Genomic DNA, 22184 nt, shown 5'->3' on the forward strand with positions numbered 1-22184 from the left:
TAACGGCTGATAAGCAATTGTCCGCGGCCTTGCACCGCGCCGACCGTCCTGCCGGCTACGCCAGCACCGCTCCAACGGCTAAGCGAATGCCACAACGCAGCGGGAAACGCGCGATGCGGCAATGATTGTTTCCCGCCGCTGATCACTCGCGACGGGTCGGTCACCACAGAGTTGGGCGCACCGAAACGCAAAACGGGCGGCGTCTCCGCCACCCGCAATTTTTGATCCTGATTCATTATATCAAACGTCGTGCGCGTCGTGCGCACGAGCTATTTCGGCCGAACTGTCTGTGTGAATAGCGGCTTCGGTAGCGACAGATTGTCGATTGCATCGGAGGTGTTGGTGGGCACGCCGTGTTTAGTCTCTGCTCGCTCAGACGCCTTGTTGCGCATGAGCATGCACGCCCCCAGAAGGTGTCTTGACTAGGCGTAGATTGTTCAGGGTCACCAATGGGCCCAACACCAAATCGAAGTTGGCGATTCTCTGGAACCCCTTCGGCGAGGGTTCTTCCCCGGTTGGACGGATGGAGCGTACCAGAGGCTCAATCTGCATGAGCAGCTTCCTCTATGGCGCATTGCGCGGAATAGATTGCCCCACCCATGAACCGCTCGCGGTCACACTGAAGGCAGGCCGAGGCATATTCCAGCGTGCCGAAGTCGTCGGCCGAGTTGCCGCCGTTCATCACTGCGAAATAACGGCCGCCGATGTCGTCCAGGCCAGTGGCGCGAGCAGAGCGAACGAAGTTCTTGTAGCGCTCGGAAACTGAATCCGGATCGTCGTCACGAACAACGAACTCCAAATAAAACCGCTTTGCGGGTTTCCTCACAGGGGCACATAGGAACCGAACGCTTGAGTAGAAATCAGGCAAGTCGGACCACTCATAAGAAATCACACGGCAGGCTTTGAAATCAAAAGTCGGTTTGAATTTAGTCAAAACGGACTCCTTGCGCGCACCAGTGGTGCGCTGCGGCTCAGGGCTCAAGTTCTAGGGTTTGCTACGTGTATATAGGCGTCAGCTCAGGGAAAAGACACCGGATGTAGTATCGCTCGCGGTGTTATTTATGCTGCGGGCCTCCTAAAGTGCGCTGCCATGATGCCGAGCCCCATGGCAAGATGGTCGGCCTGTCGAGCAGTCAAAACCAAATGTAGTTCCTCGCCGCCCCTGCCGTCTTCATCGCGCTCGTCAGCGATTGCGAAGTCAAGCAAGTGCTGAGCCGCATTGAGCCAATCCGATGCACGGCTATCGAATGACGAACCCGGTCGTAAATCGAGAATTGGCGATTCCTTCTCAATACGGAATCCGTCCATTGCTTCGATGCGTCTGAGATATTCGCTCATGCGGCCGACCTCATCGCGATGCGTGCATCAATCCAACTTTCGACCTCCGCGCGGACGTATGCGATTCGACGTGCCCCCAGTTTGACCGGTTTGCAAAACTCGCCAGCCTCCGCCATCAGCGAAAGGAGCGGCCTGGAGAGACTGGTGGCGATGGCTGCGTCCTTGGGCGCCATCAGTCGTGGTAGATTGTCATTATCGTTCTGCATTGGGTGCTCCCCTCGTAGCCGGCGTCATTGCCGTTATAATGCATATAGCGCATTAAATTTTATTTGCAATAGCGCATTGCGCACATTATTGAAAAACGTTATGATTTTTCTGAAGGAGTGCAGAATGGCCGGTCAAAAGGAACTTGTGCAGGTGGTGGCAGAGCAGATGGGCGTTCCCATCGAGTCTGTCACCGTGATCGACCGTTTTCTGGCAGAGGCCGGCTTGCGGACGCGAGCAAAGCGCGGTCGCGGCTACACGCCGATGACGTACCAAGACGCTGCGAACCTGATCATTGCAACAGCACTCGGCGGCGGGCCGAAGGATGCCGTTCAGCAGGTAACTGGCTACCGTAGCCTTGCCGCCAGGCGGGTGGCGGAAAGCGCATTTGTGTCCGCCTGCGGGCTAGGCGATACATTCGGCATGGCGTTGGCGAACATGATCGAATCTGTGGCGGCCTCCAGAGAAGAATTCAGCGCACACGAAGATGCACCAAACCACATGTCTGCTCAGGTTATTCTCTATGGTCCGGATCCGCGCGCCGAGATCGTACTGGTTCGGGCCGTGGGGGTGTCGACGTTCGAGTTCGGCCCAATGTTTAGCAAGCCTGGAGACCTGCAACGGACCGTGCATTTTTCGCAGATCACGCTGGGATTCGTGGGCGAGGCTATCTCTGCGGACTTTCCAGAAACTGTGCCCAATCGCTCATCATAGCCCTGCGTTTCTCCAGCGCGGTCCCTCGACGGTATGCCGCTTCGGCCTTGTCCTTAATGACGTGGGCCAACGCCGCTTCGGCCACTTCGCGCGGGTACTCGGTATGGTCGCCACACCAATCGCGGAACGAACTCCGCAGCCCATGCAGCGTCGCATCGCCTGCCCCCGCGGCACGCAGGGCTTTCACCATTGCGGTGTCGCTGATCGGTGCGCCCTCCTTGCCGCCCTCGAAAACAAGGTCTCCGGTGGCCTCTTGCTTTCTCCCGCGTAGGATATCAACCGCGCGTTCGGAAAGTGGCACCCCATGATCACGTGCCGCCTTCATTCTCTCTGCAGGCACGGTCCATAGCGCGGCATCGAGATCGACCTCGTCCCACACGGCACCACGCACCTCGCCGCTTCGTCCAGCAGTCAGAGCGGCGAACTCCACAGCCCGCGCAGAAACACCAGCAGCGGCCCGTAAGCGCGCGATAACAGCGGGCAGGTCCTTGTAGCCCACTGCTGCATGGTGGCCCCTGGTGAGCTTTCCTCGCGCCGGCAATAGCTCCTTCAACCCACCTCGCCAATCGGCCGGATTATCGCCAACATAGAGTCCCCGCGCCTTCGCATGGTCAATGACGGCAGCAATGCGCATGCGTGTCCGATCTGCCGTTTCAGGTATCTTGCTCCAGATCGGCTTCAGGGTTTCGACCACATCGTCGCGGGTGATTTCGGATATCTGTTTTTTGTGGAGTGGCTCGGCGTAGGTATCGAGCGTCATCCGCCACTGCGCCTTGTGCTTCTCATTGCGGAAGCCCGCCTCTTTCACAGCGATCACGTCTTCCATGACATCCAAGAATGTCTTCGAACCAACGAGGTCTTCGCCTCGAGCCAGTCGCTGACGGATGGCCTCAGCCTTTTCGCGAGCCAACACCAAGCTTACAGGAGCCGTACCTTGGCCGTGTCCGCCAAGACCCAATTCCTTCCGCTTATCGCCGCGCCTGAATATGAAAAACCACTGCCGACTTCCCTCCTTTCGCACGCGCAAGAACAGGCCATCGCCATCGCTGTGGATGCCAATCGGAAGGTTTCGAATCCGTGTTTCGGAAAGCTTATTGCGCGCCACATCGATTCCCGTTGCCATAACCGTGGTACGGAAAATAGGGTAAATGCGGCAAATAGCAAGTCTAATGCACTAGCAATTTCAATAGTTTACGGGAACAGGCGGGCTCCCTCTCCGCCATTCTCCAAATACCACAATAAGTTAGAATACTCAGCCGCCTAGCGGGATGGCGAAAATCAGGTGTGCCCCATGCCTGCGCCCCGACGGGTCTGGGGCTGTCGAGGATTGCCGCGTGTCGGATGGGGTGCGCTTCGCTCGACCAAATTATTCCGCACGAACGCCAATTGTGGTATCATTGGACCCGGGCCTTGAGGACAGGGCTGACCGTCCTCGGCCAAGGTTGCGGAGGACTGGGCAATGTCCGTTACCGACCAAGCACTAAAATACGGCATCCTGAGCGCCAAGGAGTTGGCTCTATTGAGTCGCGTGTTCGACGAGGCATGTCGTCAACGTCTGGTAGACGACCATTCGTTGGAGGCGGAAATCATAGCTGAGGAAATCGTTGCCGCTTACCGACATGGAGTGAGGGACGAGGACGAATTGATCAAGACCGCTGGAACTTCGTCACACATCGGGTAGATCACGCTGCCCCCGGCCATGCGCGTATTCGCTACCAGCTGATCCCGACCTTAGCCTTGCCGGCATAGCTCTGAACATTGCCCGAGAACTCGCCCTGGAAGCCGAGCGAAGCAAACAGGCCGGAGCCGGATGTGTATGTCGCGCTCGCATTGAGGAGGGCGGCGTTGGTATCCGGTTCGGCTCCGTCGATGGTGAACGTCGCGCCGGGCAGGCTCTGGAACGTCGCTGTCACCTTGCAGTCGGTGCTGCCGTTGATTGCCCAGGCGGCACGGCCCGACAGCGTCAGCTTCGCGCCGTCCCGCAGCGCGATGTCCCTGTCGGCAACAGGATCATTGAAGTAACCGGGCAGACGGTCCAAGTCGTGCATAAAAAAGCGGCATCGTCAGCAAAAAATAGCGTCGCCAGGCTTCCGATTCCCGCACCGCGATCGCGCCCGGAAAAACCGCGCCGAACTCCTTGAGCTTGGCGACACGAATGCCATTGACTTCGGGCTGCTCGGCCATGTCGATCAGCGCGCGGTCGCAGACCAGCACATAGACCGGTACTTCCAGGCAAAACGCATTCGCCCGCGCATTAAGTTCATTTGACCGGCTTCGGTTGAACGGTAGGCTGGAAACAAGCCGCCGATCGCCGCATGGGATCGGTTCCCGTCCGATGCGTGCAGAGGCCGCTTGCTGTGAGCATTTTCGACCGATTTTCCCTGCAAGGACGTGTGGCGCTGATCACCGGCGGCGGACGCGGCCTCGGTTTTGAGATCGCGCGCGCCTTTGCCGAGGCCGGAGCCCATGTTGTGGTGACCGGACGCACCGCCGCAACACTCGACGGCGCTGTCGCCGCCATCACCGGAAATGACGGCAGTGCGCAGGCGGCGGTCTTCGACATCGCCGACATTGGGGCGGGTCGCGCAACGATCGCCGATATTCGCAAAACCCGAGGCCGGCTCGACATCCTCGTCAACAATGTCGGCGCCCGCGACAGGAGGCCGCTGGTCGCTTTCGACGACGACGATATCCTCGATCTGATCAAGACGGATCTCTTGTCGGCGATCTCGCTGTCACGCGATGCGGCGGAAATCATGAAAGCGCAGGGCTATGGCCGGCTGATCGCGGTGACCTCGATCGTCGGTGAGATGGCGCGGCCAGGCGATGCCATTTATCCCGCCGCCAAGCAGGGACTGACGGGCTTGATGCGCAGCATGGCCGTCGAGTATGGCGCGCACGGGGTGACGAGCAATGCCATTGCGCCAGGAATGTTCGCAACCGAGACCAATGCCGAACTGGCGGAAAATCCCGATATGGTTGCCTTCGCCCGCCAGCGGGTTCCGTTGCAGCGCTGGGGGCGGCCGCATGAAATCGCCGGTGCCGCACTTTACCTCGCCAGCGATGCGGCCTCCTTCGTCAACGGACATGTCTTGACTGTCGACGGCGGGATGTCCGTACAGATGTGACGACGCACAACAGGTCTTCAGCCCGTTCCACCCGCCTGATGCACCGCAATCGCACTCAGAAAAGCCTGGCCGAACTCCTTCAGCTTCGCCGCACCGACGCCGTTCACCTCGGCGAAGGCGTCGAGGTCGCGCGGGCGGCGCTCGGCCATGTCGATCAGCGTGCGATCGGAGAACACCACATAGGCCGGCACCTGGCGCTCCTTGGCGAGCCGCAGGCGCAAGGATTTGAGCGCGGCCAGCAGTGACGCATCGATACCCTCGGCGTTCATGCCCGACCCTTCGGCCGTTCGCATCTTGCGCAAGGCGCGGCTGCGCACCTCGACACGATAGTGGAACGGCATTTCGGCACGGCCGAGCGCATGGCCTTTATCGGCGATGGCGAGGCCGCCATGACCGGCCGGATCCGGCATCAGAAACCCGCCCGCGACGAGTTGCCGGATCAGCGACAGCCAAAAGTCCTTCTTGTGCGCCAGTCCGCTGCCGAAGCTGGCGAGCCTTTGGTGGTTCCTGGCGAGGATCTTCTCGGTTTCATGACCGAGCAGGATGTCGATGACATGGCCGGCCCCGAAACGCTCGCCGCTCTGCGCGATGGCCGCCAGGATGATCCGCGCCTCCGCCCCGCCATCGGCGCGCGGCGCCTGGTCGAGGCAGGTGTCGCAATTGCCGCAAGGCTGCGCTTCTTCGCCGAAATAGCCGAGCAGCACCTGGCGACGGCACTGCGCCGTCTCGCAATAGCCGATCAGCGTGTCGAGCCGGCCATGCGAACGCCTCTTGTGTTCGGCCGGCGCGTCCTCGTCGTCGATGAACATCCTGCGCATGCGGATATCGCCAAGGCCGAACAGCATATGCGCCTCGGCGTCCCGCCCATCGCGGCCGGCGCGGCCGATCTCCTGGTAGTAGGCCTCCAGGCTGCCCGGCATGTCGGTGTGGAAGACATAGGCGACGTCAGGCTTGTCGATGCCCATGCCGAAGGCGATGGTCGCCACCATGACGACACCCGACAGGGTCATGAAGCTGTTCTGGTTGGCGTCACGCGCCTCCTTGCTCATGCCGGCATGATAGGCCAGCGCGGTGACGCCGTTCTTCTCGAGGAAGGCCGCCACCTCCTCCGTCTTCTTGCGCGACAGGCAATAGACGATGCCGCTGCGGCCGGGATGACGCTCGACGAAGCGCAGCAATTGCCGTTTGCTGTCCTGCTTGGCCTCGATGGCAAGCTTGATGTTCGGCCGGTCGAAGCCCAGCACCAGGGTCTCGACGCGCTCGGCAAACAGCCGCGCTTCGATGTCGGTGCGCGTGCCCTCGTCCGCCGTCGCCGTCAGCGCGATGATCGGCACGTTGGGGAAGATGCCGCGCAGCCGCGACAGGTCCTCATACTCGCGCCGGAACGCCGGGCCCCATTGGGAAATGCAATGCGCCTCGTCGACGGCAATCAGGCTGATATCGAGCCTGGCCAGCGCGTCGAGCATCCGCTCGGTCATCAGCCGCTCCGGCGCGAGATAGAGCAGGCGAGTCTGGCCTGAAGCAACGCGCCGCCATGCGGCGATGTTGGCATCGCGGTCGATCGAGGAATTGATCGTATCGGCCGCCACGCCGGCAAGGCGCAAGGCGGCGACTTGATCCTGCATCAGCGCCACCAGCGGCGAAACGACAATGGTGAGCCCGCTCAGAACCAGCGCCGGAACCTGGTAGCAGAGCGATTTACCCGCACCCGTCGGCATGACGGCCAGCACATGACGCCCGGCCAGCAGCGCATCCATGACATCGGCCTGACCGGGGCGAAAATCATCAAAACCAAACACGTCCTTCAGGACGCGCCGCTTGGGATCCTCCGCCGCGACGTTCATAGCCGGGGCCTGCATCAGGCAGACACCGGACTGGAATTTCGTGGACTGGCGAGGATGTGGAAACCGGTCAAAACGACTCTCTGCATGACGCTTTGGAGTAGCGCAGCCGTCATCCAACCACAACGCCCCTTTGCAGAAACCCAATGATCCTGTCGGCGACGTCCTAGCAGGCTGTTGAAGAAGTGCTAGCGCAGTTGTTGGGAGCGTGATTCACTGATCCTTGATCGATTGGGGATTCGTGGATGCGCGGATTGGACGAGCGGACAGGGTCGCTGTTTTCGTATGTCGATCTTGAGGAGCGCGTTCGGGGTGATCATCCGCTTCGCACGATCCGGGAAATCGTCAACGCGGCGCTAGCGGAGATGGACGGCGATTTCGCGGTGATTTATCCGCCTGGGCTCGGCCGCCCGTCGATAGCGCCGGAGCGATTACTGCGTGCGATGCTGTTACAGGCCTTCTACGGCATCCGCTCTGAGCGCCAGTTGATGGAGCGGATGGAGTTCGATCTTCTGTTCCGCTGGTTTGTAGGTCTTGGCATTGATGATCCGGCCTGGGACCATTCGAGCTTCACCAAGAACAGGGAGCGTCTGCTCGAAGGCGAGATCGCGGCGAAGTTCCTGCGCGCGGTTCTTGCACAGCCGAAGGTGAAGCGGCTTTTGTCCTCGGACCACTTCTCGGTGGATGGGACGCTGATCGACGCCTGGGCTTCGATCAAGAGCTTCCGGCGCAAGGATGGCGGCGACAATGATCCGGACGGTGCTGGCCGCAACGCCGAGCGCGGCTTTCATAAGGAGAAGCGCTCTAACGACACGCACCAGAGCACGAGCGATCCGCAGGCGCGGCTCTACAAGAAGGGCGACGGCCGGCCGGCGAAGCTCTGCTATATGGGACATGCGCTGATGGAGAACCGCCATGGGCTGGCGGTCGACGGCGGCATCACCCAGGCTACCCGACTATGCCGCCTTGGCGGCGCTCTCCTCTCTCGGCGTGTCAAAAACCTTGCGCCCAATGCGCTGAACTGTATCGAGCAGCGCATTCAAATCCGGGGCATCGGGCTGGATCAGCAGCTCCGAGGTGACAACACGCGCGCCACAATAATCGAAGATGCCGTGGTCGATCTGCGTCTTCATGGCGCCGAAATAGCCGTGTCGCGCATAGGTTCGCTGATCGGCCCCGGCGCTGGCGACGAGATGAACCGGGAGGTGTTGAAGCTTCTTGACCAGCTTCCCGTCGGCATCATCATAGGCCCAGCCATTGGCGAACACGCGTTCGATCCATCCCTTGAGCAAGGCCGGCATCGACCACCAGTAGACGGGGTAGACCAGGACCAGCGCGTCGGTCCGGTCGAGGCGCGCTTGCTCGGCGGCAACGTCGTCTGGTGCCGTCATCTGCCGCAGATGGGCGCCGATATCGCCCGATGTGAAGCGCGGATCAAACTGTTCGGCGGCGAGGTCGGCGAATTCGACGGTGTGGAGCGGGTTTGCCTCGGAAATCCCCTCGGCAACGCGCCTGGCCAGGGCATGCGTGAGCGAGCCGGGATTGGGGTGTGCGACGACAATGAGCGCGTGCATGGCAGGTCCTTTTAATCATTTGCGGAACAGCGGGCTCGCTTATATACTTTTAGTAAGTTACTTTTTGTATATAAGAGTGTCAAGCGTGGCGAAACCTGTTCCGGAAGTGAAAACGAGGCGCCGCCTGTCACGGCAGGGGCGGCACGAGCAACTGCTTCGCGTCGCATGGCAACTGGTACGGGAAGAAGGCACGGAGGCGCTCTCACTCGGCCGGCTGGCAGAGCAGGCAGAGGTCGCCAAGCCGGTCGTCTACGATCATTTCGGCACGCGCGCCGGCCTTCTGACGGTGCTCTATCAGGATTTCGATGCGCGCCAGACGGCGCTCATGGACGCCGCCCTGCAGGACAGCGAGCCGACGCTGGCAAGCAAGGCAGCCGTCATCGCGTCCTCCTATGTCGATTGCGTCCTGCTCCAGGGCCGCGAGATTCCCGGCGTGATCGCGGCCCTAGCCGGCTCGCCGGAACTCGAAAGGGTCAAACGCGACTATCGCGCGGGCTTCATCGAGAAATGCCGCCGCGTGCTGGCCCCCTTCGCGGGAAAGGCCGGGGTAGCAACCGCCAGCCTTTGGGCGATGCTCGGCGCGGCCGATGCCGTGTCCGACGCGGCCGCGATGGGAGATATCAGCGCCGGGCAGGCTCGGGACGAGCTGTATGAGACTATCATGGCGCTCGTCGCCAGAAGCTTGCAGCGATCCCCGGAAGCCGGTTGACCGAGTGACGGCTCGGCGAAGCATGGCTTCCCCTAGGACACCCGCATCCCCGCTGGATTCCGCCACGCACCACGATGTAAGCTCGGCCCGACAGGCCAGGGAGGGCGCGATGCTGCAGACCAGACAGGATGTTCTCGGCGAACGGTTCCAGCTGCAGCGCGCCGCCTTCGAGGCGCAGCCTTTTCCGGACGTTAGTGTCCGCAAGGATCGCCTGAAACGCCTGCTGGCGCTGACCGAGCGGCACGAGGCCGACATCTGTGCCGCCATCGATGCCGACTTCGGCGGCCGCTCCGCGCACGAGACGCGGCTTGCGGAACTGTTTGTCGTGCGCGCCGGCATCCGCCACGCGCTGTCCCATGTCAGGGGCTGGATGCGCGAACGTCGCGTTGCCACCACCATGCCGTTCCTGCCGGGCAGAAATCGCCTCATTCCACAGCCGCTCGGGGTCGTCGGCATCGTGTCGCCCTGGAATTATCCTTTCCAGCTCGCCGTCGCGCCGGTGACTGCCGCACTTGCCGCCGGCAACCGCGTGCTCATAAAACCTTCCGAACTGACGCCGGCGTTTTCGGCGCTGCTGGCCAAACTCGTTGCCGAGCATTTCGCACCGGATGAGCTCAGCGTCATCACTGGCGATGCCGACATGGGAAAGGCCTTCGTATCGATGCCTTTCGATCATCTGCTATTCACTGGCTCGACATCGGTCGGCCGCCAGGTCGCGATCGCGGCGGCCGCTAACCTGACCCCGGTCACGCTCGAGCTCGGCGGCAAGTCGCCGGCAATCTTCGATCCATCCTGCGACCTCGATGCGGCGGTATCCAGCATTGCCTATGGCAAGCTGTTGAATGCCGGGCAGACCTGCATCGCGCCGGATTATCTGCTGGTGCCGAAGGGACAGGCAGGCACGGTCGCTGCCAAGCTCGCAACGGCGATCGCGAAGCTCTACCCGACCCTGCGCGACAACCCCGATTATACCGCCATCATCAGCGAGCGGCACCACCAGCGCCTGCGCGACATGATAGCCGAGGCGCGCGATGCCGGCGCCGATGTCACCGAAATCAACCCGGCCGGCGAAGAGCTGGGCGCCAAAAGCCGAAAGCTGCTGCCGACCCTGGTCTGCAATGCCAGCTCGAACCTGCGGCTGATGCGCGAAGAGATTTTCGGGCCGGTGCTGCCGATCGTCGAATATGCCGGGATCGACGAGGCGATCGCCCATGTGAACCGGGCGGACCGGCCGCTGGCGCTCTACTGGTTCGGCCGCGACAGCGGCAACCGTCAACGCATCTTGCACGAGACCGTCGCCGGTGGCGTCACCATCAACGACTGCATGCTGCATCTGGTGCAGGAAAACCAGCCCTTCGGCGGCGTCGGCGCCAGCGGCATGGGCGCCTATCACGGCGAATGGGGTTTCCGCACCTTCAGCAAGGAGAAGCCGGTTTTCCTGCAATCGCGGCTGAGTGCGGGCGCCATGTTGCGTCCGCCCTACGGCAAGACGTTCGAGCGGCTTTTCAGCCTGCTCCGGCATATCATCTGACCAAGCGCGGCCACTGCCATCGCGAACACCCGGCGCGTTAAGCCTATGTTCACCATCATGCGGCAGGTTTCGCATCCTGCGGTCATGTCTTGAGTACCGCGGCGCCACAAGCGCCCAGGCAACAACCCGCGCCTCTTTTGGGGCGCGGGTCTTCCCTGCTCGATCTCCTATCCTTGGCTAGAGCAATTCCAGGAAAAGTGTGAAGCGGTTTTCCCGGGAAAAGCGCATAGCGCTTTCCCTTGGGAATTGCGTCAAATCAAAGAGAGAGAAAATCGGCCCGGTGCGGTGTGAAGCTGTCGACCAGCCGCCCTGCTTCCAGCGCCTTGACGCCGTGCACTAGGCCCGACGGCACGATGAAGCCGCCACCCGTCCCAATGATCTCGGTCCGGCCGTCGATGGTCACCTCGAAGCGGCCTTCGGCAACGTAGCTTGCCTGGACATGCGGGTGCGAATGCAGGGCGCCGATGCCACCCTTGTCGAAGCCGAATTCGACCAGCATCAATTCATCGGTGTGCAGGAGAACGCGTCGCCTGTTGCCGTCCGGCGTCGCCGTCCAGGCGCCCTCGCCGGCATGCGCGAAAATCTTTGTGCTCATCGTCATCTCCTCATCGCACCAGCCAGCCGCCATCCACCGGCACCACCGCGCCATGCATATAGTTGGACGCCGGTGCCAGGAGAAACACGGCGGCATCGCCAATGTCGCCCGCCTCGCCCCAGCGGCCGGCCGGGATACGCGCCAGGATGGCGGCGCTGCGATCGGGATCGGCGCGCAACGCCTGCGTGTTGTTGGTCTCGATATAGCCCGGCGCGATGGCGTTGACGTTGATGCCCTTTGCCGCCCATTCGCAGGCGAGCAGCCGGGTGATGCCGAGCACACCGTGCTTCGAGGCGGTGTAGGACGCAACGCGGATGCCGCCCTGGAAACTCAGCACCGAGGCGATGTTGACGATCTTGCCCTGGCGTCCGCCGGCAAGCGCCTGCCTGGCGAAGCTCTGGCAGAGCAGGAAGACCGTCTTCAAATTGACGTCCATGACGTCGTCCCAATCGGCCTCGCTGAGATCGACAGCATCGGCGCGCCGGATGATGCCGGCGTTGTTGACCAGCCCGTCGAGCGGACCGCTTTCGTCCCAGATCCGCTCGAGCAACGGGCCGGCGGCCGACGTGTCGGCAAGGTCGGCGCTGACCGCCTCGAATTGCCCGCCCACTGCAGCGACTTTGTCTGCCGTATCGTCCATCGACGAGCGGCCGACGCCGATCACCGTGCCGCCCGCGCGTGCGACGCACACGGCGATACCCTGGCCGATGCCGGTGTTAGCGCCGGTGACCAGAATACGCTTGCCGGCCAGGCTGAAAGGATCGCTCACCGCAGATCGCCCATCGTGACCGGATCGACGTCGGTATAGTCGACATTGTCGCCGGCCATCGCCCAGATGAAAGCGTAGTTGGAGGTGCCGGCGCCCGAATGGATCGACCAGCCCGGCGACAGCACCGCTTCCTCGTTGCGCATCACCAGATGGCGCGTTTCGTCCGGCTCGCCCATGAAGTGGAAGACGCGTGCCGTCTCGGCCAGGTCGAAATAGAGATAGGCCTCCATGCGCCGGTCATGCACATGGCACGGCATCGTGTTCCAGATAGAGCCCGGCGCCAGCTGGGTCATGCCGACCACCAGCTGGCACGTTTTCACGCCCTCGGCATGGATGAACTGGAAGATCGAACGCTCGTTACAGGTATTCTTGCTGCCGAGGTCGAGACGCTTGGCATCTCCGATGCGGATCAACCGACTGGGCCAGGCCTGATGCGCCGGCGCGCTGAGCAGATAGAACTTCGCCGGCACGTCTTTGTCCTCTGAGGCGAACGACACGTCATTGGTGCCCATGCCGAGATAGAGCATGTCGCGCGCCTGCAGTTCAAAGGACTGGCCGCCGGCCTTGATGACACCTGCGCCACCGATGTTGACGGCGATCAGCTCGCGCCGATCGAGAAAGTTCTTGGTGCCGGTCGGCTTGATCGCTTCCAGCGGCAGCGGCGCACCGGTCGGCACGGCGCCGCCGACGATCATGCGGTCGTAATGGGTGTAGGTCAGGCTGATGCGGCCCGGCTGGAACAGGCCGTCAATGTGGAAATTGTGACGCAATTCATCGGTCCCCATCGCCGCGGCGGCGGCCGGGTCGATGGCAAAGCGGGATGTATAGTCGGTATGGCTCTGGCTCATGACTGTCCTGACTTGAGATGGGTCATTCGCCGGCAGCGGCCTTGACCGAACTGGCATAAAAGGCCTGACGCGCATGCAGGCGCTCGCGGTAACGCTGCTGGCTGGCGGTGAGGTGCGCCCGCATCGCCTCGCGCGCTGCCTCGGCATCGCCAGAGGTGATGGCGTTGAGGATCACCAGATGCTCGCGCTGCAGCCCGCGCTGGTAGCTGTCGGATTGCACCAGTTCGGTCGACCAGGGCGAAGTCACGTCGCACGGAATGGCGCGCCGGCCGAGCACGTCGAGCATCTCGACATAGAACGGGTTGTTGGTGGCACTGGCGATCGCGCGATGGAAGGCAAGGTCGGCCGGACCGGTCGGCTCGCTGGCAAGCAGCAGCCGCTCGAACTCGAAGAAGGCTTCCTGGATTGCCGCCTCCTGCGCCGCGTTGCGGCGGATGGCGGCGAGTCCGGCCGATTCGATCTCGATCGCCAGGCGCACCTCGAGCACGTTGAGCGCGATCGAATCCTTGCTGCCCATGTCGGCGGCTAGCGCGCCGAACATCGTCGAGATGTGCTCGGTGACGAAGACGCCGGCACCCTGGCGCGGTTCGACCAGCCCGTCGGCGGCAAGCTTGGCCAGCGCCTCGCGGATGACGGTGCGGCTGACGCCGAAAGTCTCGGTCAGCTGGCCCTCGGTCGGCAATTTGTGGCCGGGCTGAATCTCGCCAGCTTGCAGCTGCTTGCGGATCGCCGCGACGACGGTCTCCGACAGCTTGGGTTTTCTCTCGACCCTGAGGTCGGCTGCGGTGTCCGATGCCATGTCGCCCCCTATTTGAAGACGCTCGGTAGCCAGAGCGAAATGGCCGGAATGTAAGTGACGAGCCCCAGTACCACGAGGCCGGCCCCATAGAACGGCCAGATCGAGCGCATCGCTTCCCAGACGGATATCTTGCCCACTGCGCACGCCACGAACTGCACAGCGCCCACCGGCGGCGTGTTCAGCCCGATGCCGAAGTTGAGGATCATGATAACGCCAAAATGCACCGGGTCGACGCCGTAGGCTTGCGCCACGGGCAGGAAGATCGGCGTGCAGATGATGATCGTCGGCCCCATGTCCATGAAGGTGCCGAGGAACAGCATCAAGACGTTGAGCAGGAGAAGCACGATCAGCGGATCGTCCGAGATCGCGTTCATGGAGGCTATGAGCGCTGCCGGCACTTTCAGGAAGGCCATCAACCACGAGAACGCCGCCGCCATGCCGATGATGAGCAGCACCATGGCCGTGGTGCGCACGGCACCATGGGTGGCATGAACGAAACCTTCCCAAGTCATCTGCCGGTAAACGAAGACAGTAACGAGCAACGCATAGATGACCGCGACGCAGGAACTCTCGGTCGCCGTGAAAACGCCCGATCGTACGCCACCGAAGATGATCGCGATCAGCAGCAGGCCGGGCACCGCGACAGCGAAGAGATGCGCGACGGCGGTGAAGCCCGGAAACGGCTCGGTCGGATAGCCGCGGGAGCGCGCCACGAAATAGGCGGTGATCATCAGCGACAGGGCCAACAGCAGGCCCGGAATGATGCCGGCCGTGAACAGGTCGGCGATGGAGATCTTTCCACCTGCCGAGATCGAGTAGATGATCATGTTGTGCGACGGCGGCAGGAGCAGCGCAATCAGCGCCGCCATCGACGTGACGTTGACGGCGTAATCCGCTCCATATCCACGCGCCTTCATCTGCGGGATCATCAAGCCGCCGACCGCCGCTGCCTCGGCCACCGCGGAGCCCGAAATGCCGCCGAACAGTGTAGCGGTCGCAATGTTGACCTGCCCGAGGCCGCCGCGCAAATGGCCAACGAGCGAGCCGGCGAAGGCAACGATCTTGCTGGCGATGCCGCCGCGCACCATCAAGTCGCCGGCATAGATGAAGAAGGGAATGGCCAGCAGCGAAAAGACGCTCATGCCGGAATTCAGGCGCTGGAACACGATGAGCGGCGGCAGGCCCATGTAGAGGACGGTGGCAAAGCTTGCGACGCCGAGGCAGAAAGCGATCGGCGTGCCGATAAGCATCAGAAGGGTGAAGACGCCGAAGAGTATCCAGAGTTCCATGGCGTCAGACCTTCACGTTCGCCGTGTCGAGTTCGGTTGCGACTTCCGCCGGCGGCAGTTCATCGAGCACATCGTCGATCGGCGCACCGGAGAGACGAAGCACGATGCGCTCCAGCGTGAAGAGCACGACGAGCACGCCTCCCGCGACCAGCGGGACGTAGTCCCAGCCCCCCGATATGCCGAGCGACGGCAAGGTAGCGCCCCAGGTCAATGCGACCAGTTGGCTGCCATACCAGATCATACCGATGCCGAAGGTGAGCGCGACGAAGTCCGAGATCATCCGCAGCCAACGCTTGCCGCCTTTGGGCAGCGCGTAGAGCAGGACGTCGAAGCCGAGGTGATAGTTCTCGCGCACCCCGACGGCAGCGCCGAGGAAAATGAACCAGCTCATCAGCATCACCGAGCCCTGCTCGGTCCAGCTTGGCGAGCGGTTCAGAACATAACGGCCGAACACCTGCCAGGCGACGAAGGCGGTCATCAGCACCAGCCCGATGCCTGCGACCCATAGCGCCGCTGTGCTGACGCGCGTCATCACGCGCGCGACGCCGGACAGGGGCGGTCTGTGTTCTGGGCTGGGGGTCACCGGTTCTCTCCGCAAGAGGATGGCGGCGCGGAATGCCCGCGCCGCCGCTTGATCACTGCACGGCCTTGATGGCTTCGACCATGGCCTTCAGCTTGTCGTCCTTGACGTGCTTCTCGTAGACCGGACCCATGGCGTCGATGAAGGGCTGCTTGTCCGGCGTCGTGATCTGCGAACCGGCCGCCTCGACCTTGGCGCGCGATTCCTTGACCTTGGCGGTCCACAGCTCGCGCTGCCTGGCGACGCTTTCCTTGGCGGCCGCCTTGAAGATCGCCTGATCCTCCGGCGTCAGCTTATCCCAGCTCGACTTCGCCATGACGAAGGCTTCCGGCACCATAGTGTGCTCATCGAGCGAATAGAACTTGGCGACTTCCGCATGCTTGGCGGTGTCGTAGCTCGGAAAATTGTTTTCCGCGCCGTCGATGACCCCGGTCTCGATCGCCGAATACACCTCGCCATACGGCATCGGCGTCGCGTTGGCGCCGAGTGCCGCCACCATGTCGACGAAGATGTCGGACTGGATGACGCGGAACTTCATGCCGGCCAGATCGGCTAATGAGTTGATCGGTTTCTTCGAATTGTAGAAGGAGCGCGCGCCGCTGTCATAAAAGGCGAGCAGCACCAGCCCGACCTGTTCGAACGCCGCCGCGATCTGGTCGCCGACCGCCCCGTCCATGACCTTGTGCATATGGTCTTCCGAGCGGAAGATGTAGGGCAGCGAGGGCACAGTGGTTTCGGGAATGAGCCCGTTGAACGGCGCCATCGAGATGCGGTTGAGGTCGATCACGCCGGTGCGAACCTGCTCGATCGTGTCCTTTTCCTCGCCGAGCTGCGCGGAATGATAGAGCTCGACCGCATAGCGGCCGGCCGTACGCTCCTTTACAAGCTCGCCGAAATATTTGACTGCCTCGACCGTCGGATAGCCGTCCGGGTGGGTGTCGGACGAGCGCAGGACCGTCTGGGCGCTTGCCGTTCCGGCCATCAGTGCGGCGGCGAGTAGCGCAGCTCCCGCCAGTCTTGAAAAATGCAACATGGTTTCCTCCCTTTTGCATTGCGGGCGAGTTGCCCCTTCAGAGCCGATACGCCTTTTTCGCCAGCGTATAGGTCAGTTCCCGTGCCAGCTCATGCGCCTCGTCCTCGCGCAGCCGATGCTCGGCGACGAGGCGCGCCAGATAGGCGCAGTCGACCCGCCGCGCCACATCGTGACGCGCCGGGATCGATGGAAAGGCGCGGGTGTCGTCGTTGAAACCGACGGTGTTGTAGAAGCCGGCCGTCTCGGTGGTCATCTCGCGGAAGCGCCGCATGCCTTCCGGACTGTCGTGGAACCACCAGGCCGGCCCAAGCTTCAGCGCCGGGTAGGCACCGGCCAGCGGCGCCAGTTCGCGCGCATAGCTGGTTTCGTCGAGCGTGAAGAGAATGACGGTGAGGTCGCGCTCCAGCCCGACGCAGTCGAGCAGCGGCTTCAGTGCCGTCACATAGTCGGTCCGGGTCGGGATATCGAAGCCCTTGTCGCGGCCGAACTTCTGGAAGATTGCAGGCGAATGGTTGCGCCAGGAGCCGGGATGGATCTGCAGCACCAGCCCGTCGTCAAGGCTCATCTTGGCCATCTCGGTCAGCATCTGGGCGCGGAACAGTTTTCGTTCGCGCTCGTCGTCGGAACCACGGCGGACCCGATTGAACAGCTCTTGCGCCGCCGCATCCGAAAGATTTGCGGTCTCGGCCGTCGGATGGCCATGGTCGGACGAGGTCGCGCCAAAACTTTTGAAGAAGGCACGCCGCTGGCGATGCGCATCGAGATAGCCGGCCCAGCTGCCTGTGTCGCAGCCGGTGATTTCGCCAAGCCTGTCGAGATTGGCCGAGAACCCCTCGAAGTCGGGATCGACGACAGCGTCCGGCCGATAGGCGGTGACAACGCGGCCCTGCCAGCCGCTGTCGCGGATCATCTGGTGCCATTTGAGATCGTCGAGCGCGCCTTCCGTTGTCGCGATGACCTCGATGTTGAAGCGCTCGAACAGCGCGCGCGGACGGAAATTCTCCCACTGCAGCAGGGTCGCGATGGTGTCGTAGTGGCGGTCGGCGGTCGCGGCGGTCAGCGGTTCGTCGATGCCGAACAGATCGGCGAGCACATGATCGAACCACAACCGGGTCGGCGTGCCCCGAAACAGATGATAATGCTCGGCAAAACACCGCCAGATCGTCCGGCCGTCGGTCTCGACCGGCGCGCCGTCCAGCCTCGCCACGCCGAGATCCTCAAGGCGGACGCCTTGGCTGAACAGCATGCGGAAGATGTAGTGATCCGGGACGATGAGCAGTTGCGCCGGATCCGGGAACGGCTCGTTCAGCGCATACCAGCGCGGATCGGTGTGACCATGCGGGCTGACCAGGGGCAGGTCCTTGATCCCGGCATAGAGATCGCGGGCGATCGAGCGCGATTGCGCCTCGGCGGGAAACAGCAAATCCGCATCGGTCAGTGCCACGTAATCCTCCCAGAGGCGCTATCGGTAGGGTCGACAAGAAATAATGTCAACATACAAAAATTAGATTGTTGTATGATGACTTTTCGACCCATTGTGTGGCATGAGATCGGATGTTACGCCGCTTGCCGACCCACTCCCCGAGGCGATTTCATGCCATCTGATCAGACCAGCCGCGCCACGACGAGCAATCGCCTTTCCTCGAAAACGGCACGGGCATTGCCGGCTTCGATCGCGACACCTTCGTATGATCGCAGCAGCGTCGTCCCGGGCATCGTGCATCTCGGCGTCGGGGCCTTCCATCGCGCCCATCAGGCAGCCTATGTCGACGACTGCCTAGCGGCAGGCGAGACAGGCTGGGGCATAACAGGCGTTTCGCTGCGCAGCGCCGACACGCGCGACGCGCTCACGCCGCAGGATGGGCTCTACACACTGGCGATCAGAAGCAGTGGGACCGAAAAACTTCAGGTCATCGGCTCGATCGGCGCGATGCTGGTGGCCCCGGAGGATCCCGGCGCTGTTCTGGCCGCACTGATCGATCCGCGCACCCGCATCGTCACGCTGACGATCACCGAAAAGGCCTATCTGAGAGCCGCGGGCGGCAGACTGGACGCCGCTCATCTCGACATCGTCCACGATCTGGCTAACCGGGAAATGCCGAAGACGGCGCATGGTTTCCTGATCGAGGCGCTTGCCCGGCGACGCGCCGCCGGCACGCCGCCCTTCACCGTGCTGTGCTGCGACAACCTGCCCGCCAACGGCGCCACGCTGCACCGGCTGCTGACCGAATTCGCCGAATTGCGCGACACAAGGCTCGGCACGGAGGGCGATGCCGGGCTCGCCAAACACATCGCCGATGCGGTCGCCTTTCCCTCAAGCATGGTCGACCGCATCGTGCCGGCAACCACCGATGCCGACCGGGCGCGGATCGCTGAAGAACTCGGTGTCGAGGATGCCTGGCCTGTCATGACCGAACCGTTCTGCCAATGGGTGGTCGAGGACAATTTCCCGGAGGGCCGCCCGGCGTGGGAACAGTTCGGCGTCACCATGGTCGACGACGTCAGGCCGTTCGAGGACATGAAGCTCAGGCTGCTCAACGGCTCGCATTCGGCCATCGCCTATCTCGGTCTGCTTAGCGGCCATGCCACCGTCGACCGCGCCTTCGCCGATCCGGCGATACGAGCCTTTGTCGATGCGCTCTGGGCCGAGGCCATCCCGACACTGCCGAAAGATGCCGGGCTCGACACGGCGAGCTATACGGCTGAACTGGCTGAGCGGTTTTCGAATACGGCACTCGCTCACCGCACGGCACAGATCGCCAATGACGGCAGCCAGAAACTGCCGCAGCGCATCGTCGCCTCCGCCTTGGAATGCATCGAAACCGGTTCTGTACCCGAACACCTGACGCTGGTGATCGCCGCCTGGATCGCGGCCTGCGAGGCACGCGGCAAGACCTTGCCGGAGAGCCATTTCACCGATCCGTTCGATGTACCATTGGCAGCGCTTTTTGAACGAAGCCTGCTGACGGAAGCGATGGTGGCGGCTGTGGTCGACCTCGCCGGCTTCGCCAAGGGCCACACCGAGCGCCAGACGCTGATTGAATTCACCTCCGCCCACCTGGTCCATCTGCGGCAAGGTGGGGTAGCCCTTGCGCTCGCCGCACTCGGCATACGGAGCGAGCAATCCTGAGCTATGAGTTGACGATTATAACGTCGGCGGGACAGCGCCCCCCTCTTTCCTGCCGGACATCTCCCCCACAAGGGCATATGCGCTAAGATAGGTGTTGCAGTGGGGAATCGGTTGTGATTCTACGCTGCGATGACTCACGAATCGCTTGTAGATGACGGCTGGGCCGAGACGATTGAGCTCCTCGGCGGTGAAGAGTTGATTGCAGGGAGTGCCCGCGAGACGAAGGCGTTTCTGCGGCCGCGGGGCGTCAGGTCGGCTACTGATCTGTTGCGCCTGACACTGGCTTACTGCCTTGGCAAGGTGGGCATGCGGGGCGTCGTGGCCTGGGCGGCGGCAAGCGGGATCGCCGACATCTCGGACGTGGCGTTGCTCGGCCGGCTGCGCAATGCAGGGCCGTGGCTGCAGCAGTTGATCGGGCACCTTTTGAAGCGCGAGGAGGAAGGCTTGCCTAAGGGCCGGCTGATCCGCATCCTCGATGCGACATCGGTTGCCAAGGCGGGTGTGCATGAGAAGAAGAACAATGGCCTTTGGCGTATGCACTGCGCCTTCGATCTTGAGCGCGAGCAGTTCGATTTCCTCGAGATCACCGACCAGAGCGAGGCCGAGCTGATCGACCGCGTGCCGGTGGTGCCGGGCGAGATCCGCATCGGCGACCGCGCCTATCTGCAGGCCGAGCGGATCGCAAAGGTCATGGCGCAAGACGGCGACGTTGTCGTGCGCGCGCCGTGGAAGAATGTGCGATGGCTCGACGCCAACGGCAAGGCGTTCGATCTCATCGGCCACCTGAAGAGCTGCCGGGAGGAGGTCATCGAAACGCCTGTCTGGCTGGGCCTCAAGAAGGGCGAGCCCCTGAAGATGCGCCTGATCGCCTTGCGCAAATCCGAGGCTGCGACACAAGAAGCGCGGCGCAAAATCAACAAGGAAGCCAAGGCCAAGGGCAAGCAGGTTCAACCGGAGACGCTGATTGCCGCCGGCTTTGTCATCCTTGTGACCTCGCTTGACCAGGAGGAGTTTCCCTCCGGCACAGTTCTCAAGCTCTATCGCATGCGCTGGCGCATCGAGCTCGCCTTCAAGCGTCTGAAGAGCCTGATCGGACTGCGCGCGCCTCCAGCCAAAGACCCAAGGATCGCAAAGCCTTGGATTCTTGCCCACTTCCTCATCGCGCTTGTGACCGAACCCCTTTCGCAGGAGTTGGGTGTCTCTCCCCCTTGAGCGACGGGCGCCCGCTGCTGTGGCGCGCCACCCGCCAGATCGTCGCCTCTCTGATCGCAGCGATCTTTGCTCAACCTCCCTTGGCAGCCCTGCGCCAAAATCTCCATGCCTTGCGACATCGATGGCGTGAGCCACCACGAAAGCGCAAATTTCAGTCCATGCCGAAGCTATCTTAGCGCATATGCCCACAAGGGGGAGATTGGCAGCTTCGATGCCAGCGCTAATCCTGCAACGTTGGAGATTGGCGAAAGCCGCGGCGACAGCCGATCTCCCCACCCGTGGGGGAGATGTCCGGCAGGACAGAGGGGGGCGCGAAGGATCGCTACAGAACGATCGTTCTGCGCTACCAGTGCCACGGCATGACACTACGCTCCGCTTCGCGCTACCCTGGATGACGAGGAAATAGCCGGCCTTAGGCCGGCAGTATGGCACCTTCCAGCGTCGTGAGCTGGCTAAGGAACTGCTCCGCCTTGCTGCGAGCCTGGTCGTCCTTGGCGTCGGCGGCGTCTTCCTTGGCTTCCTGGATGCGGCGTGCGAGATCGGCGCGGTCGACATCCTTCACCGCGACCGCCGATTCCGCCAGCAGCGTGCAGCCGGCCGGAACGATATCGGCGAAGCCGCCGAACACCACGTAGCGCTCTTCGCCACCCGCCGCGGTCTTCACCGTGACGACGCCCGGCTTGATCGTGGTCATGACCGGGGCGTGATGCGCCATCACGGTCATCTCGCCTTCGGCGCCCGGAATGACGACGGATTCGACCTGCTCGGAAACAAGCAGGCGCTCCGGCGACACCAGTTCGAACTTGAAAGCTTCAGCCATGATCAATTTAGCGAATAGCGAATAGCGAGTAGCGAATAGTCAGAAGAAGAATTCGCCGGCCCATATTCCC

General features: G+C 62.5%; 24 protein-coding genes and 1 pseudogene. 8 read left to right on the plus strand and 17 right to left on the minus strand.

Annotated elements, in window-relative coordinates; all coding sequences use genetic code 11:
• Window positions 1-541 precede the first annotated feature (541 nt).
• From ACFOJ9_RS31395 to ACFOJ9_RS31405, 3 genes are all read right to left on the minus strand, one after another.
• A complete protein-coding gene (locus ACFOJ9_RS31395) occupies window positions 542-934 on the minus strand; it encodes a hypothetical protein (protein ID WP_378984898.1) in 393 nt (130 codons plus the stop codon).
• A gap of 125 nt (window positions 935-1059) precedes the next feature.
• Window positions 1060-1338, minus strand: a complete 279-nt coding sequence (locus ACFOJ9_RS31400; RefSeq protein ID WP_378984900.1) for a hypothetical protein — start codon at window positions 1336-1338, stop codon at window positions 1060-1062.
• On the minus strand, window positions 1335-1544 hold the full coding sequence (locus ACFOJ9_RS31405) for a helix-turn-helix transcriptional regulator (protein WP_378984902.1): 210 nt from the start codon (window positions 1542-1544) through the stop codon (window positions 1335-1337). Before ACFOJ9_RS31405 ends, ACFOJ9_RS31400 begins: the two co-directional genes overlap by 4 nt.
• Before the next feature lie 124 nt (window positions 1545-1668).
• Here ACFOJ9_RS31405 and ACFOJ9_RS31410 point away from each other — a divergent pair, with 124 nt between their 5' ends.
• Window positions 1669-2256: a hypothetical protein gene (locus tag ACFOJ9_RS31410; RefSeq protein WP_378984904.1), complete on the plus strand. Its 588-nt coding sequence runs from the start codon at window positions 1669-1671 to the stop codon at window positions 2254-2256.
• Here the strand turns inward: ACFOJ9_RS31410 and ACFOJ9_RS31415 are convergent.
• Window positions 2210-3361, minus strand: a complete 1152-nt coding sequence (locus tag ACFOJ9_RS31415; protein WP_378984906.1) for a tyrosine-type recombinase/integrase — start codon at window positions 3359-3361, stop codon at window positions 2210-2212. The two genes, ACFOJ9_RS31410 and ACFOJ9_RS31415, sit on opposite strands and share 47 nt — an antisense overlap.
• A 354-nt stretch (window positions 3362-3715) precedes the next feature.
• Here ACFOJ9_RS31415 and ACFOJ9_RS31420 point away from each other — a divergent pair, with 354 nt between their 5' ends.
• Entirely contained in the window at window positions 3716-3937 is a 222-nt protein-coding gene (locus tag ACFOJ9_RS31420; RefSeq protein WP_378984908.1) for a hypothetical protein, read from the plus strand.
• Between the two features lie 31 nt (window positions 3938-3968).
• On the opposite strand, the gene ACFOJ9_RS31425 is transcribed toward ACFOJ9_RS31420, so the two are convergent.
• Both ACFOJ9_RS31425 and ACFOJ9_RS31430 read right to left on the minus strand, forming a co-directional pair.
• Window positions 3969-4304: a hypothetical protein gene (locus ACFOJ9_RS31425; protein ID WP_378984910.1), complete on the minus strand. Its 336-nt coding sequence runs from the start codon at window positions 4302-4304 to the stop codon at window positions 3969-3971.
• Window positions 4267-4470, minus strand: a complete 204-nt coding sequence (locus ACFOJ9_RS31430) for a hypothetical protein (protein WP_378984912.1) — start codon at window positions 4468-4470, stop codon at window positions 4267-4269. The genes ACFOJ9_RS31425 and ACFOJ9_RS31430 overlap by 38 nt, the downstream gene beginning before the upstream one ends.
• 143 nt (window positions 4471-4613) lie before the next feature.
• On the opposite strand from ACFOJ9_RS31430, the gene ACFOJ9_RS31435 reads away from it, so the two are divergent.
• Window positions 4614-5384, plus strand: coding sequence for an SDR family oxidoreductase (locus ACFOJ9_RS31435; protein WP_378984914.1), 771 nt, complete (start codon window positions 4614-4616; stop codon window positions 5382-5384).
• 17 nt (window positions 5385-5401) lie between these two features.
• On the opposite strand, the gene recQ is transcribed toward ACFOJ9_RS31435, so the two are convergent.
• Window positions 5402-7243 (minus strand): DNA helicase RecQ, encoded by a 1842-nt coding sequence (recQ, locus tag ACFOJ9_RS31440; protein ID WP_378984916.1) that lies wholly within the window; start codon window positions 7241-7243, stop codon window positions 5402-5404.
• A 227-nt stretch (window positions 7244-7470) separates the two neighbouring features.
• On the opposite strand from recQ, the pseudogene ACFOJ9_RS31445 reads away from it, so the two are divergent.
• Window positions 7471-8178 (plus strand): annotated as a pseudogene (locus ACFOJ9_RS31445) (IS5 family transposase); the annotation flags it as partial.
• Between the two features lie 3 nt (window positions 8179-8181).
• On the opposite strand, the gene ACFOJ9_RS31450 reads toward ACFOJ9_RS31445, so the two are convergent.
• Complete coding sequence (locus ACFOJ9_RS31450; protein ID WP_378988168.1) at window positions 8182-8799, minus strand: NAD(P)H-dependent oxidoreductase; 618 nt, start codon at window positions 8797-8799, stop codon at window positions 8182-8184.
• An 85-nt stretch (window positions 8800-8884) separates the two neighbouring features.
• Here ACFOJ9_RS31450 and ACFOJ9_RS31455 point away from each other — a divergent pair, with 85 nt between their 5' ends.
• Window positions 8885-9508: a TetR/AcrR family transcriptional regulator gene (locus ACFOJ9_RS31455; protein WP_378984918.1), complete on the plus strand. Its 624-nt coding sequence runs from the start codon at window positions 8885-8887 to the stop codon at window positions 9506-9508.
• Window positions 9509-9617: 109 nt separating this feature from the next.
• Window positions 9618-11039, plus strand: coding sequence for a coniferyl aldehyde dehydrogenase (locus tag ACFOJ9_RS31460; protein ID WP_378984920.1), 1422 nt, complete (start codon window positions 9618-9620; stop codon window positions 11037-11039).
• A gap of 256 nt (window positions 11040-11295) precedes the next feature.
• On the opposite strand, the gene ACFOJ9_RS31465 is transcribed toward ACFOJ9_RS31460, so the two are convergent.
• From ACFOJ9_RS31465 to uxaC, 8 genes are all read right to left on the minus strand, one after another.
• Window positions 11296-11634, minus strand: a complete 339-nt coding sequence (locus tag ACFOJ9_RS31465) for a cupin domain-containing protein (protein ID WP_378984922.1) — start codon at window positions 11632-11634, stop codon at window positions 11296-11298.
• Window positions 11635-11644: 10 nt separating this feature from the next.
• Window positions 11645-12403, minus strand: coding sequence for a 2-dehydro-3-deoxy-D-gluconate 5-dehydrogenase KduD (kduD, locus tag ACFOJ9_RS31470; protein ID WP_378984924.1), 759 nt, complete (start codon window positions 12401-12403; stop codon window positions 11645-11647).
• The gene (gene kduI, locus ACFOJ9_RS31475; RefSeq protein WP_378984926.1) at window positions 12400-13251 is read right to left on the minus strand and encodes a 5-dehydro-4-deoxy-D-glucuronate isomerase; all 852 of its coding nucleotides are present in this window, start codon (window positions 13249-13251) and stop codon (window positions 12400-12402) included. Before kduI ends, kduD begins: the two co-directional genes overlap by 4 nt.
• 22 nt (window positions 13252-13273) lie before the next feature.
• Window positions 13274-14050 carry a FadR/GntR family transcriptional regulator gene (locus tag ACFOJ9_RS31480; protein WP_378984928.1) on the minus strand — a complete coding sequence of 259 codons (777 nt, stop codon included), beginning with the start codon at window positions 14048-14050 and terminating at the stop codon, window positions 13274-13276.
• A gap of 8 nt (window positions 14051-14058) precedes the next feature.
• On the minus strand, window positions 14059-15339 hold the full coding sequence (locus ACFOJ9_RS31485; RefSeq protein ID WP_352611358.1) for a TRAP transporter large permease: 1281 nt from the start codon (window positions 15337-15339) through the stop codon (window positions 14059-14061).
• Window positions 15340-15343: 4 nt separating this feature from the next.
• Complete coding sequence (locus ACFOJ9_RS31490; RefSeq protein WP_378988171.1) at window positions 15344-15871, minus strand: TRAP transporter small permease; 528 nt, start codon at window positions 15869-15871, stop codon at window positions 15344-15346.
• A 103-nt stretch (window positions 15872-15974) separates the two neighbouring features.
• Window positions 15975-16952: a TRAP transporter substrate-binding protein gene (locus ACFOJ9_RS31495; RefSeq protein WP_378984931.1), complete on the minus strand. Its 978-nt coding sequence runs from the start codon at window positions 16950-16952 to the stop codon at window positions 15975-15977.
• 37 nt (window positions 16953-16989) lie between these two features.
• The gene (gene uxaC, locus ACFOJ9_RS31500) at window positions 16990-18396 is read right to left on the minus strand and encodes a glucuronate isomerase (RefSeq protein ID WP_378984933.1); all 1407 of its coding nucleotides are present in this window, start codon (window positions 18394-18396) and stop codon (window positions 16990-16992) included.
• A 150-nt stretch (window positions 18397-18546) separates the two neighbouring features.
• Here uxaC and ACFOJ9_RS31505 point away from each other — a divergent pair, with 150 nt between their 5' ends.
• Together ACFOJ9_RS31505 and ACFOJ9_RS31510 are read left to right on the plus strand one after the other, a co-directional pair.
• Complete coding sequence (locus ACFOJ9_RS31505; RefSeq protein ID WP_378984935.1) at window positions 18547-20082, plus strand: mannitol dehydrogenase family protein; 1536 nt, start codon at window positions 18547-18549, stop codon at window positions 20080-20082.
• Between the two features lie 129 nt (window positions 20083-20211).
• On the plus strand, window positions 20212-21294 hold the full coding sequence (locus tag ACFOJ9_RS31510) for a transposase (protein ID WP_056580349.1): 1083 nt from the start codon (window positions 20212-20214) through the stop codon (window positions 21292-21294).
• A gap of 412 nt (window positions 21295-21706) precedes the next feature.
• Here the strand turns inward: ACFOJ9_RS31510 and ACFOJ9_RS31515 are convergent, their stop codons facing one another.
• A complete protein-coding gene (locus ACFOJ9_RS31515; RefSeq protein WP_096451372.1) occupies window positions 21707-22114 on the minus strand; it encodes a F0F1 ATP synthase subunit epsilon in 408 nt (135 codons plus the stop codon).
• Window positions 22115-22184: the final 70 nt, after the last annotated feature.

It is taken from the genome of Mesorhizobium cantuariense, assembly GCF_042647205.1.
In the GTDB taxonomy this organism is placed as follows: Bacteria; Pseudomonadota; Alphaproteobacteria; order Rhizobiales; family Rhizobiaceae; genus Mesorhizobium; species Mesorhizobium cantuariense.